This is a genomic window from Haladaptatus halobius, assembly GCF_020618475.1.
GTDB lineage: Archaea > Halobacteriota > Halobacteria > Halobacteriales > Haladaptataceae > Haladaptatus > Haladaptatus halobius.
Window position 1 is genome coordinate 2,504,233 of sequence record NZ_CP085335.1, and the last position, 13,617, is coordinate 2,517,849.

At 66.1% G+C, this 13,617-nt stretch carries 14 protein-coding genes; all 14 read left to right on the top strand.

All coding sequences use genetic code 11. The features are described 5' to 3' along the window. The first annotated feature begins 71 nt into the window (after positions 1-71). The 14 genes from LIW51_RS14680 to LIW51_RS14745 all read left to right on the top strand — a co-directional run bounded on the left by LIW51_RS14680 (position 72) and on the right by LIW51_RS14745 (position 13,541). On the top strand, positions 72-1,241 hold the full coding sequence (locus tag LIW51_RS14680; RefSeq protein WP_227374847.1) for an argininosuccinate synthase: 1,170 nt from the start codon (positions 72-74) through the stop codon (positions 1,239-1,241). Then, positions 1,234-2,718, top strand: coding sequence for an argininosuccinate lyase (gene argH, locus LIW51_RS14685; RefSeq protein ID WP_227376816.1), 1,485 nt, complete (start codon positions 1,234-1,236; stop codon positions 2,716-2,718). The genes LIW51_RS14680 and argH overlap by 8 nt, the downstream gene beginning before the upstream one ends. 151 nt (positions 2,719-2,869) lie before the next feature. After that, positions 2,870-3,034, top strand: a complete 165-nt coding sequence (gene lysW, locus LIW51_RS14690) for a lysine biosynthesis protein LysW (protein ID WP_227374848.1) — start codon at positions 2,870-2,872, stop codon at positions 3,032-3,034. A gap of 1 nt (position 3,035) precedes the next feature. Continuing rightward, positions 3,036-3,896 carry a lysine biosynthesis protein LysX gene (gene lysX / locus LIW51_RS14695; RefSeq protein ID WP_227374849.1) on the top strand — a complete coding sequence of 287 codons (861 nt, stop codon included), beginning with the start codon at positions 3,036-3,038 and terminating at the stop codon, positions 3,894-3,896. Then, a complete protein-coding gene (argC, locus tag LIW51_RS14700; RefSeq protein WP_227374850.1) occupies positions 3,896-4,972 on the top strand; it encodes an N-acetyl-gamma-glutamyl-phosphate reductase in 1,077 nt (358 codons plus the stop codon). The genes lysX and argC overlap by 1 nt, the downstream gene beginning before the upstream one ends. Next, positions 4,969-5,910, top strand: a complete 942-nt coding sequence (locus LIW51_RS14705; protein ID WP_227374851.1) for an acetylglutamate/acetylaminoadipate kinase — start codon at positions 4,969-4,971, stop codon at positions 5,908-5,910. Before argC ends, LIW51_RS14705 begins: the two co-directional genes overlap by 4 nt. Next, complete coding sequence (locus tag LIW51_RS14710; RefSeq protein ID WP_227374852.1) at positions 5,907-7,040, top strand: aspartate aminotransferase family protein; 1,134 nt, start codon at positions 5,907-5,909, stop codon at positions 7,038-7,040. The genes LIW51_RS14705 and LIW51_RS14710 overlap by 4 nt, the downstream gene beginning before the upstream one ends. Next, positions 7,037-8,074, top strand: coding sequence for a [LysW]-lysine hydrolase (locus tag LIW51_RS14715; protein ID WP_227374853.1), 1,038 nt, complete (start codon positions 7,037-7,039; stop codon positions 8,072-8,074). Before LIW51_RS14710 ends, LIW51_RS14715 begins: the two co-directional genes overlap by 4 nt. Further along, entirely contained in the window at positions 8,071-8,955 is an 885-nt protein-coding gene (gene argF, locus LIW51_RS14720; RefSeq protein WP_227374854.1) for an ornithine carbamoyltransferase, read from the top strand. Before LIW51_RS14715 ends, argF begins: the two co-directional genes overlap by 4 nt. A 112-nt stretch (positions 8,956-9,067) precedes the next feature. Next, positions 9,068-10,051 (top strand): CapA family protein, encoded by a 984-nt coding sequence (locus LIW51_RS14725; RefSeq protein WP_227374855.1) that lies wholly within the window; start codon positions 9,068-9,070, stop codon positions 10,049-10,051. Between the two features lie 142 nt (positions 10,052-10,193). Next, positions 10,194-10,484, top strand: a complete 291-nt coding sequence (locus tag LIW51_RS14730) for a hypothetical protein (RefSeq protein WP_227374856.1) — start codon at positions 10,194-10,196, stop codon at positions 10,482-10,484. A gap of 62 nt (positions 10,485-10,546) precedes the next feature. Beyond that, positions 10,547-10,792 carry a peptidoglycan recognition protein family protein gene (locus LIW51_RS14735; RefSeq protein ID WP_255767476.1) on the top strand — a complete coding sequence of 82 codons (246 nt, stop codon included), beginning with the start codon at positions 10,547-10,549 and terminating at the stop codon, positions 10,790-10,792. Positions 10,793-10,964: 172 nt separating this feature from the next. After that, positions 10,965-12,236 (top strand): threonine synthase, encoded by a 1,272-nt coding sequence (gene thrC / locus LIW51_RS14740; protein WP_227374857.1) that lies wholly within the window; start codon positions 10,965-10,967, stop codon positions 12,234-12,236. A 60-nt stretch (positions 12,237-12,296) separates the two neighbouring features. Continuing rightward, a complete protein-coding gene (locus tag LIW51_RS14745) occupies positions 12,297-13,541 on the top strand; it encodes an FAD-dependent oxidoreductase (RefSeq protein ID WP_227374858.1) in 1,245 nt (414 codons plus the stop codon). Positions 13,542-13,617: the final 76 nt, after the last annotated feature.

Sequence of the window (13,617 nt, forward strand, 5' to 3'; positions counted from 1 at the left end):
TCTACTCTCCGAGTTTATTTCTAATATTATTGAGAAGAATTTAAGTGTGTGGAGTCCGTGGCGATGCGTACATGAAAACGGTTGCACTCGCCTTCTCGGGCGGGCTCGACACGACAGTTTGCGTCCCGCTCCTCGAAGAAGAGTACGGGTACGACGAAGTTATCGGCGTCACGGTCGACGTGGGCCAACCCGAAGCGGAGTTCGCGGAAGCGGAAGAGACGGCGGACGCCCTCGATTTAGAACACTACGTGGTAGACGCCAAAGACGCGTTCGCCGAGCAGTGTCTCGACGCGGTGAAAGCGAACGCGACGTATCAGGGCTACCCGCTCGGAACCGCGCTCGCGCGCCCAGTCATCGCCGAAGCGATACTCGACGTGGCGACGGAGAACGACTGCGGCGCCCTCGCGCACGGATGTACCGGAAAGGGCAACGACCAACTGCGCTTCGAGGCGGTCTGGCGCGCCTCCGACCTCGACGTGGTCGCCCCGGTGCGCGAACTCGGTCTGACCCGCGAGTGGGAGATGGGATACGCCGACGAGCACGACCTACCCGTGCAGGGCGGCAACGAAGGCGTCTGGAGCATCGATACGAACCTCTGGAGTCGCTCCGTGGAGGGCGGCAATCTGGAAGATCCCGGCTACGTCCCGCCGGAGGACATCTACGAGTGGACGGCCTCACCCGACGCGGAAACCGAATTCGTCGAGATCGAGTTCGAATCCGGAACGCCGGTCGCGGTCGACGGCGAATCCTACGAAGCGGTCGAACTCATCGAACACCTGAACGAGCTCGCGGGCGAACACGGCGTCGGCCGCACCGACCTCATGGAAGACCGCATGCTCGGTCTGAAGGTACGCGAGAACTACGAACACCCGGCGGCGACGACCCTCCTCAACGCCCACCAATCCCTCGAAGAGCTGGTACTGACGAAGGAGGAGCGTTCGTTCAAAACCCGGATCGACCAGCAATGGGCGGAGAAAGCCTACGAAGGCCTGCTCTCCGCGCCGCTCGTCGACGCGCTCGACGGCTTCATCGACACCACGCAAGAGAAGGTGACGGGTACGGTGACTATCAAGTTCGAAGGCGGGCAGGCCCGCCCGGTCGGCCGCGAGAGCGACAACGCCGTCTACTCCGAGGACGCCGCCTCATTCAACACCGAGACCGTCGGCGACATCGAACAAGCCGACGCGACGGGTGTGGCGAAGTACCATGGGTTCCAAGTACGCCTCGCAAGCGATGACTGACGCGGATAGTTTCGGCGAAGGTGGTGTTGGAGACGGTAGCAGTAGCGGCGGCGACGTGGTTCGCGGCGACCGCTTCAGCGGCGGCCCCGCTCGCGAGTTCCTCTCGTCGCTCGCAGCGGACGAGCGCATCTTCACGGCCGATCTCGCGGTCGATCGCGCCCACGTCGTGATGCTCGCGGAACGGGGCATCGTGGACGACGAGACGGCGGGCGAGATACTCACCGCACTGAACGTGGTCGAGGTCGACGGACACGATTCGCTCCCCGCGGGCGAAGACGTACACGCCGCAATCGAGACCGCGGTGGTCGAGCAGGTCGGCCCCGATGGCGGGAGGATGCACACCGCCCGGAGCCGAAACGACGAGGTGGCGACCTGCATCCGCTACCGCCTCCGCGAGGACGTCCTCACGGCGCTCGACGAGACGCTCGCGTTCAGGACGACGCTCCTCGACGCCGCGGACGTCCACGCCGAGACGGTGATGCCGGGCTACACCCATCTCCAGCCCGCCCAACCCACGACGGTCGGGCACTTCCTCGCGTCCTACGAGCAGGCGGTCGCGCGCGACACGGCCCGCCTGCTGGACGCTTACGGGCGCGTAAATCGGTGTCCGCTCGGGGCGGCGGCGTTCGCGGGGACGCCCTTCGATATCGACCGCAAGCGCGTCGCGGAACTGCTCGGGTTCGACGCGGTGCTGGGTAACTCGATGGACGCTGCCTCGACCCGCGACTTCCTCGTGGAGACGGTCGCCGCGCTGGCGAATCTCGCAACGACGGCGTCCGGGTTGGCGGAAGACCTCGTCGTCTACTCGAACCGGGGCTTCGTGGAACTCTCGGACGACTACGCCTCCACCTCGTCCATCATGCCCCAGAAGAAGAACCCCGACACCCTCGAACTGGTTCGCGCGGTCGCGGGCGACGCCCACGCCGGACTGTCGGGCCTGCTCTCGACGCTGAAGGGACTGCCCCGGGCATACAACCGCGACCTCCAGCGCGCGACCCCCCACGCGTGGGACGCCGCGGACGCCGTGACGGACGCGGTCGAAGTCGCGGTGGGCGCGGTGGCGACCGCGACGTGGAACGAAAGCGCCCTCGAAGAAGCGTCGAGCGAGGGGTTCTCGACCGCGACCGGCGTGGCCGACCTGCTGGCGATGTCGGGGATTCCGTTCCGGACGGCGCACGAGGTGGTTGCGAAAGCGGGCGAAGCGAACTACGACGCCCTCGACTCGGCCGCGCACGAAATACTCGGCGACTCCTTAGCCGAGTTCGTGTCCCGCGAGGAAGTCGAATCGGCGCTCGACCCGGGGACGAGCGTCGCGATGCGTGATTCGCGCGGCGGTCCGTCCTCCGACGCGATGGTCGAAGGCTTGTCCGACGCGGAGGCGGCGCTCGCCGTCGACGAGGAGTCGGTCGCGGCGCTGTTCGAATCGCTCGATAGCGCGGAAGAACTGCTCCAAAACGAGGTGAACGACTATGCCTGAACTACCGCGACCCCCTCGTGGGGTACTACTTGATTACTGAACTTCGACTCGCGGTGGTCGCCTTCTCACGCGCTTAGACGACGGTATTCGGGTTTTATTCATAGTTAAATACGATGGATTTAAGTCCGATGGAGCGATACGGTGAAATACGATGGTAGAATGCGTTGAGTGCGGGGCCGACGTAACCCTGCACGACGATCTGGAAACCGGAGAGATAATCGACTGTCCCACCTGCGGCGTCGAACTGGAAGTCATCGACGTGAACCCGCCAGTCCTCGAGCGAGCGCCGGAGCTCGAAGAGGATTGGGGGGAGTAAATTGCACGTTGGACTCCTCTACTCCCGAATCCGAAAGGATGAGAAGCTCCTGCTCGCCGAGCTACGCGACCGCGGGCACGAAGTGACCAAGATAGACGTGCGGAAACAGGCGTTCGACCTGTCGGACGTGCCGGACACCTTCGCGGGGCTCGACCTCGTGCTCGACCGCTGTCTGGCGACGAGTCGAAGCCTGTACGCCACGCGGTTCTGCGAGGCGTACGGGATTCCCGTCGTCAACGACCCCCAGACCGCGGACGTGTGCGCGGACAAGGTGAAGACGAGCCTCGTGCTCTCGGGCGCGGGCGTACCCACGCCCGAGACGAAAGTCGCGTTCACCACCGACAGCGCCCTCGAAGCTATCGAGTCATTCGGCTACCCCTGCGTACTCAAACCCGTCGTCGGATCGTGGGGACGCCTCATGGCTAAAATCGACTCCCGAAGCGCGGCGGAGGCCGTGCTGGAGCACAAAGCCACGCTCGGCCACTACGAGCACAAGGTGTTCTACGTGCAGGAGTTCGTAGACAAGCCGGAGCGCGACGTGCGCGTGCTGGCGCTCGACGGCGAACCCGTCGCCGCGATGGTACGCCACTCGGACCACTGGCTGACGAACGCCGCGAAGGGCGCGAAGACGGCCGCGTTCGAACTGGACGACGAAGCCGAGACGCTGGTCGAACGAGCCAGCGACGCGGTCGGCGGCGGCCTGCTCGGCGTGGACTTGATGGAGACCGAATCGGGCTACACCGTCCACGAGGTCAACCACACCGTCGAGTTCAAAGCCCTGAACGACGCGGTCGGCGTGGACGTGGCCGCGAGAGTCGTCGACTGGCTCGAAACGAAAGTTCCAAGGGAGGTGGTGGTCTGATGGCCGCCACGACCGACGCGGAGGCGGGGACGACCGCCGAAACGCTCTCGGCCACCGTGGTCGGAGCGAGCGGCTTCACCGGCGGCGAACTGATCCGCCTGCTCGCCGCCCACCCCAACTTCGAGGTGGCGCAGGCGACGAGCAGGGAGTACGAGAACAAGACGGTCGGGTCGGTGCATCCCAACCTCCGCGGGGCGGGTCTGCGATTCAGCGACCCCGGCGACCTCGAATCGGTGGACGTGCTGTTCGCCGCGACGCCCCACGGCGTGTCGATGGAGCACATCGACGAGTTCCGCGAGGCCGCCGAGTGCGTGGTCGATCTGAGTGCCGATTTCCGCCTCGACTCCGAGGCGGAGTACGACGAGTGGTACGACGGCCACTCCTGTCCGGAGTATCTGGACGAGGCGGTGTACGCACTGCCGGAACTGTTCCGCGAAGAACTTCCCGGTGCGGAACTCGTCGCGGCAGGTGGCTGTAACGCGACCGCGACGCTCCTCGGCCTCTATCCCCTTTTCGATTCCGGAATCCTCGACGGGAACGAACAGATAGTCGTGGACGTGAAGGTCGGCTCCTCGGAGGGCGGCACGAGCGCGAGCAAGGCGGGAAGCCACGCCGAGCGCTCCGGCGTCGTCCGCCCCTACGCGCCGACCGGTCACCGCCACGAGGCCGAGATAGAAGCCATCCTCGGAACCGACGTCTCCTTCACAGCCCACGCGGTGGATATGGTTCGCGGGGCTTCCGCGACGAGCCACGTCTTCCCAGACTCGCCCGTCTCGAAGGGCGACCTCTGGAAGGCCTACCGGAACTGCTACGAGGACGAACCGTTCGTCCGCCTCGTCGCGGGCGGGGGCGGCGTCTACCGCTACCCCGAACCGAAGGCGGTCGCCGGAACGAACTTCGCCGAGGTCGGCTTCGAACTCGACCCCGGAAATAAGCGCGTCGTCGTCTTCAGCGCCATCGACAACCTGATGAAGGGATCGGCGGGGCAGGCGGTTCACGCCGCGAACGTCGCACTGGGGTTCGAGGAAAACGCCGGACTGGAGTTTCAGGGGTTACACCCCGTGGGAGCGCCATGAACGAACAATACACCCGGGACGAACTGCTCGCCGCGCACGACCAACTCGCCGACAACGACGCCGACGACGGACTGCGCACTGACGGGGGCGCGATCGAAAACGAAACCGCCCCCGTCGTCGTCAAGATCGGCGGCGCGCGCGCGGTAAATCCCGAAGGTGCGCTCGGCGACATCGCCCACCTAACCGCCAACGGGCAGGACGTGGTGGTCGTCCACGGCGGTTCGACCGCCGTGGACGACACGCTCGAAGCGCTGGGCGAGGAGCCCGAGTACGTCGAATCGACTAGCGGCGTCGTCGGACGGTTCACCGACGAGCGCGCGATGGAGGTGTTCGAAATGGTCATGCCCGGCAAACTCAACACCGACCTGACCGCCGACTTGCAGGCGGAGGGTATCCGTGCGGTCGGCCTCTCGGGCGTCGACGGCGCGCTCCTGACCGGCCCCAGAAAATCCGCGGTCAGGGTGGTCGAAGACGGCAAGCGGAAGATTCGTCGGGGCGACCACTCCGGCAAGATAGAGGAGGTGAACGCCTCGCTCCTCGAAACCCTCCTCGGCGACGGCTACACGCCGGTTGTGACCGTACCGATGCTGGCCGACGACGGAACGCCGGTCAACGCCGACGCCGACCGCGCCGCCGCTGCGATAGCCGGCGCGCTCGGCGCGGAGCTCGTCGTGCTGACGGACGTGCCGGGTCTCCTCGAAGACCCCGACGACGAAGAGACGCTCATAGAGCGGGTCGACAATCCCGACGAGTTGGCGACCGCGAAGGGCGCCGCGGAGGGATTCATGACGAAGAAGGTCATGGCCGCCACGGAAGCCCTCGAAGGCGGCGCGGCGTCGGTCGTCGTCGCGGACGCGAACAACCGCGACCCCATCACTGCGGCGCGGAACGGCCACGGGACACACTTCACGCCCGGTTCGGTGGGGGTGTCGGCGTGACGGGGTTCGTCTACTCCGAGAAGCCGATAACCATCGAGCGCGGCGAGGGGCCGTACCTGTATGCCGACGACGGGACGGCGTACCTCGATTTCGGCGCGAGCTACGCGGTCGCTCCGGTCGGCCACTGCCACCCCGAGGTCGTCTCGGCGGTGCAGGAGCAGGCCGCGGAACTGCTGTTCGTCCAGGGGTCGTACCCGACCCCCTCCCGCGACGCGCTGTACGAGAAGCTGGCGGCGGTGGCTCCCGGCGGCCTCGGAAACGTCTGGCTCTGCAACTCGGGGACCGAAGCGAACGAGGCGGCGCTGAAGTTCGCCCGGAGCGCAACCGGAAACTCGAAGATAGTCGCCGCGAAGCGCGGCTTCCACGGACGCACCATGGGGTCGCTCTCGGTGACATGGAAATCCAAGTTCCGCAGGCCCTACGAACCGCTCGTGCGGGACGTGGAGTTCGTCACTTACGGCGACGAGGACGAACTGGCCGAGGCGGTGGACGACGACACCGCCGCCGTCATCCTCGAACCCGTGCAGGGCGAGGGCGGCGTCAACCCCGCAACCGCAAACTACCTCCGGGCGGCGCGCGACCTGACGGAGGACGCCGGGGCCGCGCTGGTGCTCGACGAGATTCAGACCGGACTCGGTCGGACGGGCGAACTCTGGGCGTGCGAGCACGCCGACGTCATGCCGGACGTGCTCACGACCGCGAAGGGGCTGGCGAGCGGCCTCCCCATCGGGACGACGCTCTGCGCCAACTGGATAGCCGAGGGCGCGGAGTCGCACGGTTCGACGTTCAGCGGAAGTCCGGTCGTCAGCGCCGCGGCGGAGGCGACCCTCTCGCTCGTCGTGGACGAGAATCTCCCGGCACACGCCGCCAAGGTGGGCGAGTACCTCCAGTCCGAACTCTCGTCCGCCGACCTCCCGGTGCGCGAGATTCGCGGCACGGGGCTGCTGGTCGGTGTCGAAGTGAAACGCGGGGCGAACCGCCTGCTGAAGGAACTCGCGCTCTCGCATCAGATACTCGCGCTCCCGGCGGGACGGAGCGTCCTGCGCCTGTTACCGCCGCTGACCGTCGAGACGGAGCACGTCGACACCGTCGTCGCCGCGCTCTCTGACGTGCTGGGGGGAGAGGAATGACCGCGACCGCGACCATCTCGCGGGCCGACGCCCGCGACTTACTGGTCGAGTTGGTCGAGACGCCCTCGGTGTCGGGCAACGAAGCCGACTGCGCCGAGCGCCTCGCCGCGTTCCTCGAAGCGCGGGACAGGGAGGTGCGGATAGACGAGGTCGGCAATGTCCGCGCCCCCGGAAGCAGCGTCCTGCTCACGTCCCATATCGACACCGTCTCCGGGGAGATTCCGGTCGAACTGGACGACGGCGTTCTCCGGGGTCGCGGGAGCGTGGACGCGAAAGGGCCGCTTTCGGCGATGGCGGTCGCGGCGGTCGAAACCGGCGCGAGTTTCGTCGGCGTTGTCGGCGAGGAGGAAGGTTCGCGCGGCGCGCGCCACCTCGTGACCGACCGCGAGGAACCGAACTACGTCGTGAACGGCGAGCCGAGCGGTTGGAACGGTCTGACGCTCGGCTATCGCGGCTTCCAGTCCGGCACCTACTCGGTCACGGTCGAGTCCCAGCACACGTCCCGCCCGGAATCGAACGCAATCCAGCACGCCGTCGGGTGGCTGTCGCGCGTCGAATCGGCGTTCGATTCCGACGGGTCGACGGTCGAGTCGGTGACGGCGAAACCGGTCGAATTCACTGGGGGCGTCACGGCGGACGGACTCGCCACCGAGGCGGCGGTCGATATCGAACTCCGGGTTCCGCCGGGGGCCTCGGCCGCCGAGGTGCGCGAGGCGGCCGAGGCCGAACTTGACGCGGGGTCGGTCTCGTGGAACGACCCCATCCCCCCGACGATGGCGAGTCCGCGAACCGAACTGGCACGGGCGTTCCGGGTCGCGGTTCGGAACGAGGGCGGCGACCCGCGCCTGCTCCGCAAGACGGGGACGAGCGACGCGAACCTCTACGCCGAGGCGTGGGACTGTCCGGTCGTGACCTACGGGCCGGGCGATTCGTCGTTCGACCACACCCCCGACGAACGCATCGAACTGGCCGAGTTCGACCGGTCGATATCGGTGCTCACCGACGTCTACGAGTCGCTGGAGGTGGACGCATGACGCGCCATTTCCTCGACGCGGACAACCTATCGCCGGGCGAGTTGGCCGAGGTGTTGGCGGTCGCGGAGGAGTTCAAATCGGACGGATCGCCCGCCGCGCTGGCCGGGCGGACGCTCGCCATGCTGTTCGAGAAGCCGAGCACGCGCACCCGCGTCTCGTTCGAGACAGGGATGACGCAGCTCGGAGGCCACGCCATCTTCCTAGGCCCGGACGACACGCAACTCGGACGGGGCGAACCGGTCTCCGACACGGGTCGCGTGCTCTCGCGCTACGTGGATTTCGTCATGGGACGCGTGTTCGACCACGACTGTCTGGTCGAGATGGCCGAGCACGCGACGATACCCATCGTCAACGGACTCTCCGACACGGCCCACCCATGCCAGTCGCTCGCCGACCTGCTCACCATCCACGAGCACTTCGGCGGATTCGAGGACGTGTCCGTCGGATGGGTCGGCGATGGGAACAACGTCCTGAACTCTTTCGCCGTTGCCGCCGCGATGGTCGGTCTCGATCTGACGATTGCAATCCCGGAGGGGTACGAACCGTCGGACGACGTGCTGACGCGAGCGAAATCGCAGGGTCCAATCCCGACCCTGACGCACGATCCGACCGAGGCGGTCGCCGACGCCGACGTGGTTTACACCGACGTCTGGGTCAGCATGGGCGAAGAGGAAGAGCGCGAGGCGAAACTGGCCGACTTCGAGGGGTTCCAACTAAATTCGGAGCTACTCCCCGATTCGATGCCGGTGATGCACTGTCTGCCCGCCCACCGCGGCGAGGAGATCACGAACGACGTGCTCGAAAGCGACCGGTCGCTCTCGTGGAGTCAGGCCGAGAACAGGCTTCACACGCAGAAAGCGTTGCTGACGTTTCTCGCCTGAACGCTCCGGCCGACGGTGGGCGAGAGGGCCGGAGACCGTGCTATCTCCGGCCGCGGAAAGGGCGAGTAGTCTTTTGTCTCTGTCACCCTAACTGTGGTGGGGTGAGGGGAAGATGACCAAACTCGGTTTTACGGGAGACGTGATGCTCGGTCGGCTGGTGGACGAGCGACAGCGACGGCGCAGCGCGGACGCGGTCTGGGGGAACGTCGACGACCGACTCCGGAACCTCGACGGGCTCTTCATCAATCTCGAATGTTGCCTCTCCGCTCGCGGGACGCCGTGGACGGACACCTACCGACCGTTCCACTTCCGCGCCGATCCCGACTGGGCGATTCCGGCGCTGGTATCGGTCGGCGTCGATTGGGCGAACCTCGCCAACAACCACATCCTGGACTACGGGCCGACCGCGCTCCGCGACACCATCGACCACCTCGACGACGCCGGAATCGCCCACTCCGGGGCGGGTGCCGACGCCGACGCGGCCCGCGCCCCGGCGTTCGTCTCGGTCGGCGACCTCGACGTGGCGCTCGTCTCGTTCACCGACAATACGCCCGAGTTCGCGGCCGGGCCGGACGAACCGGGAACCGCCTACGTCCAGTTCGACGTGACCGACGACGAGGCGACGCGAATCGTCGGCGATGCGCTCGCTCGCGCCCGCGAGGCGGATCCGGACCTGCTCGTTGCGTCGCTCCACTGGGGGCCGAACATGCGCACCGAACCCCCGGTCGAGTTTCGGGAGTTCGTCCGCTGGCTGGCCGAACGGGGCGTCAACGTCGTCCACGGCCACAGCGCGCACGTCTTTCAGGGCGTCGAGGTGGTCGACGAAACGCTCGTGCTGTACGACACGGGCGATTTCGTGGACGATTACGCGGTGGACGACTCGCTCCACAACGACCGAAGTTTCCTCTTCGAGGTTCGCGTCGAAGGAAACGACCCGACCGAACTACGGCTCGCGCCGACGGAGAGCTACGACCTCGCCGTCCACGAGGCGGAACACTACGCCAGTAACTGGAGCATGCAACGGATGGACGCGTTATCGTCGGCGTTCGGAACGCAGTTCAAACGCGAAGACGACGAACTCTGCCTGTCGCTGTAGGCGAACGCCGTGGTCGCTCTCGGAAGTACCATCTGAAACTCATTGGTAGTCAGCGAACGCGATATCATTATTTTGATGTAGACGTATAATTTAATTAATCTAGAGAATAATAAATTATATATCGAGGATGATAAGACTCACAATGCCAACAAGGCGCAATATACTGAAGCGAATCGGTGCGGCCGGTACAGCTGGATTAGGAGCGGCGGCTCTCTCGAGTAGCACGGCGGCGGCGAAACCCGCCGTCGATTGGGAGCTGGCTGACTCCAGTAACTACACCGCCGCGAACCGCGGCGCGGCGGAGATCGACGCCATCGTTATCCACGTCGCTCAAGGGTCGGCGGAGAGTACGGTCAACTGGTTCCAAGACCCGACGCCAAAGTCAGTGCCTACTACACCATCCGGGACGACGGCTACTAGTACCAGAGCTTAAGCGGCATCAACATCGGCTGGCACGCCGGCGGCGTCGGGTGGTACAACGACGTCACCATCGGCATCGAGCACGGAGGTTATATGAGCAGCGGCTTCCCGGACGCGCAGTACCGAAGCTCCGCCGAACTCGTCCGCTGGCTCTGCAACGAGTACAACGTCCCGAAAAGTCGCGTCTCCGGCGGCGCATCCTGCGGCGAGGAGAGCGGCATCATGGGTCACCATCAGTTATCCGAGACCGACTGCGGCTACAACGACCACACCGACCCCGGTCAGTACTGGGACTGGAACTACTACATGAACCTCATCTGAGAGCGGCCGGTACCGACCACTCAGTTTTTTGCGCGGTAGTTACTAGCCAGTGGAAGATGAAGGCTCTCTCGACGAGAAACCGCGGACGAAAATCCGAAATCTCACGGTCGGCTTCTGGTCAGCGTTGCCACCGCCCGCGCCTTTTTCTCTCCGGAACCCATTCCCCCGCGCAATGAACCTCACGCTCTCGAACCCGACCGCACCGGTTCCGGACGCCGCGGACGACGGCGTCTGGTTGGCCTGCATCGACTGCGGGTGGACCGGCCCGCCGTTCGACGAAATCCGTTATCGCTGTCCCGACTGCGACGGACTGCTCGAAGTGCGCTACGACGACCATCCGACGTTCGACTCATTCGGCCAGAGCGACCCGAATCGGGGCGTCTGGCGCTACGCCGACGCGCTTCCGGTCGAATCCGGCGTGAGCATTGAGGAAGGGGACACGCCGCTCTACGAGGTACCGACAATCGAAGACGAAGTCGGCGTCTCGGCCCTGCGGGTCAAACACGAGGGGATGAATCCAACCGGGAGTTTCAAAGACCGCGGGATGACGCTCGGCGTTCGGGTCGCGCAGAAACTCGGCGTCTCCCGACTCGCCTGCGCGAGCACGGGCAATACCAGCGCGGCGCTGGCGTGCTACGGCGCGCGCGCCGGAAGCGAGGTGCTCGTGCTCCTCCCCGCCGGAAAGGTCGCCGCCGGGAAGGTCGCGCAGGCCAGCCTCCACGGTGCGCGCATCCTCGAAGTGGACGGTAACTTCGACGACTGTCTCGACGTCGTCTCGGAACTCGCCGACCGCGGCGAGGCGTACCTGCTCAACTCGCTGAACCCCTTCCGACTGGAGGGCCAGAAGACCATCGGCCTCGAAATCATCGAAGGATTCCGCGACCAGACCGGCGATCTTCCCGACAGAATCGTCCTCCCGGTGGGTAACGCCGGGAACACCAGCGCGCTGTTCAAGGCGTTCCGCGAACTCGTCGCCGCCGGGGAACTCATCCCCGAGGAGGTGCCGACGCTGACCGGGGTGCAAGCCGAAGGTGCGGCCCCGATGGTCGAAGCCATCGAGGAGGATGCCGACGAAGTCCGGCGCTGGGACGAGGTCGAAACCGTCGCAACCGCCATTCGAATCGGCTATCCGGTCAACGCGCCGAAAGCGCTCCCTGCGATTCGGGAGACCGGTGGAACCGCCATCGCAGTCTCCGACGAGGAGATAACCGACGCGCAGCGCGCGCTGGCGCGGGACGGCGTCGGCGTGGAACCCGCCAGCGCGGCGAGCGTCGCGGGCCTGCGAAAACTCCGCGAATCGGGGGCGATTTCGGCGGACGAGCGCGTCGTCTGTCTGACGACGGGCCACCTCCTGAAAGACCCCGACGCGGCGGCGGCGGGGGGGGTCGAACCGGAACCCGTCTCCGCCGACACGGACGACGTGCTCTCTCTGCTCTCGCGGTGACCGTTTCGACCGGTCGAAACGCCCGACAGCGTAAAACGACGCCCGACCTGAAACGGAGATATGTTGAGGAAAACCGACGTTTTGATAATCGGCGGTGGCATCACCGGCACCGGCGTCGCGCGCGACCTCGGACTGCGCGGCCTCGAAACGGTCGTCGTCGAACGCGGACGCCTCGCGGACGGCGCGACGGGGAACATGCACGGGCTTCTGCACAGCGGCGCTCGTTACGCGGTCGCCGACCCGGAGAGCGCGACCGACTGCATCGAGGAGAACCGAATCATCCGCGACATGGCGAGCCACTGCGTCGACGAAACGGGCGGCTACCTCGTCCGACTGTCGGACGACGACGAATCGTACTTCGAACGGGCGCGACGGAGCTGTCTCGACTGCGGTATCGACGTCGAACCTGTCACCGTCGAATCGGTTCGGGACGACTGCCCGCAGCTAACTTCGGATGCGGAGCGAGCGTTTCGAGTGCCGGACGCGGTCGTCCATCCGTTCCCGCTCACCATCGCAAACGCCGTCGGTGCCCGCGAACGCGGGGGAACCATCGAGACGCACGCGGAGGTCGTGGACGTGCTCCTCGAAGATGATGCCGTGGTCGGAGCGGAGGTTCGACACCGAGGAGCGTCAGGAACCGAGGAGATTCGCGCCGACCACGTCGTCAACGCGACCGGCGCGTGGGCCGAAGCGGTCGGCGCGATGGCTGAGGTCGAGATTCCGATGCGACCGTCGAAGGGGGTCATGGTCGTCGTCGATTTCCCGTCGCTCGACGCGGTTCTCAATCGCTGTCGCCCGGCGTCGGATGGCGATATCGTCGTCCCGCACGAGAAGACGGTGGTTCTCGGGACGACGAGCGCGGAAATAGAGAACCCCGACGACTATCCGAAAACGGAGCGGGAGACCGACCTGATGGCCGAAGTAGCGAGCGAGATGGTTCCGGACATCGCCACGGCGAGGGTCGTCCGGTCGTACTGGGGCGTCAGACCGCTGTTCGGCGGGACGGACGCCGACCTCGAAGACGGACGCGCTTTGACCCGCGATTTCACGCTTCTCGACCACGAAGCGCGCGACGACCGTCCGGGAATGACGACCATCGTCGGCGGAAAGTTGACCACCTACCGGCAGATGGCCCAGGCGGTCGCGGATCACGTCTGCTCGGTGCTCGGCGTGACCGAACCGTGCCGAACCGCGAAGGAACCGCTGCCCGGCCGCGACGACCCCGACGCACTTCGGGATGCGCTCGACGAGTTCGGCCCGCTACCGCCGGCGGAGGAACTGGCGTCCGACGTGCTTCGAAAGTAACGAATCCGAACCAGCGCCAACGATGGTCGCGCCGACGAGCCACGCGTTATTCCACTCGCGCGGGCGTCGACACCGC

What these genes read in the sequence shown, in the direction of transcription:
- argH (WP_227376816.1), top strand. Translation starts at nt 1,234, where the DNA reads ATGACTGACGCGGATAGTTTCGGCGAAGGTGGTGTTGGAGACGGTAGC.
- LIW51_RS14680 (WP_227374847.1), top strand. Translation starts at nt 72, where the DNA reads ATGAAAACGGTTGCACTCGCCTTCTCGGGCGGGCTCGACACGACAGTT.
- LIW51_RS14725 (WP_227374855.1), top strand. Translation starts at nt 9,068, where the DNA reads ATGACCAAACTCGGTTTTACGGGAGACGTGATGCTCGGTCGGCTGGTG.
- argC (WP_227374850.1), top strand. Translation starts at nt 3,896, where the DNA reads ATGGCCGCCACGACCGACGCGGAGGCGGGGACGACCGCCGAAACGCTC.
- argF (WP_227374854.1), top strand. Translation starts at nt 8,071, where the DNA reads ATGACGCGCCATTTCCTCGACGCGGACAACCTATCGCCGGGCGAGTTG.
- LIW51_RS14705 (WP_227374851.1), top strand. Translation starts at nt 4,969, where the DNA reads ATGAACGAACAATACACCCGGGACGAACTGCTCGCCGCGCACGACCAA.
- LIW51_RS14730 (WP_227374856.1), top strand. Translation starts at nt 10,194, where the DNA reads ATGCCAACAAGGCGCAATATACTGAAGCGAATCGGTGCGGCCGGTACA.
- LIW51_RS14745 (WP_227374858.1), top strand. Translation starts at nt 12,297, where the DNA reads ATGTTGAGGAAAACCGACGTTTTGATAATCGGCGGTGGCATCACCGGC.
- thrC (WP_227374857.1), top strand. Translation starts at nt 10,965, where the DNA reads ATGAACCTCACGCTCTCGAACCCGACCGCACCGGTTCCGGACGCCGCG.
- LIW51_RS14715 (WP_227374853.1), top strand. Translation starts at nt 7,037, where the DNA reads ATGACCGCGACCGCGACCATCTCGCGGGCCGACGCCCGCGACTTACTG.
- lysW (WP_227374848.1), top strand. Translation starts at nt 2,870, where the DNA reads ATGGTAGAATGCGTTGAGTGCGGGGCCGACGTAACCCTGCACGACGAT.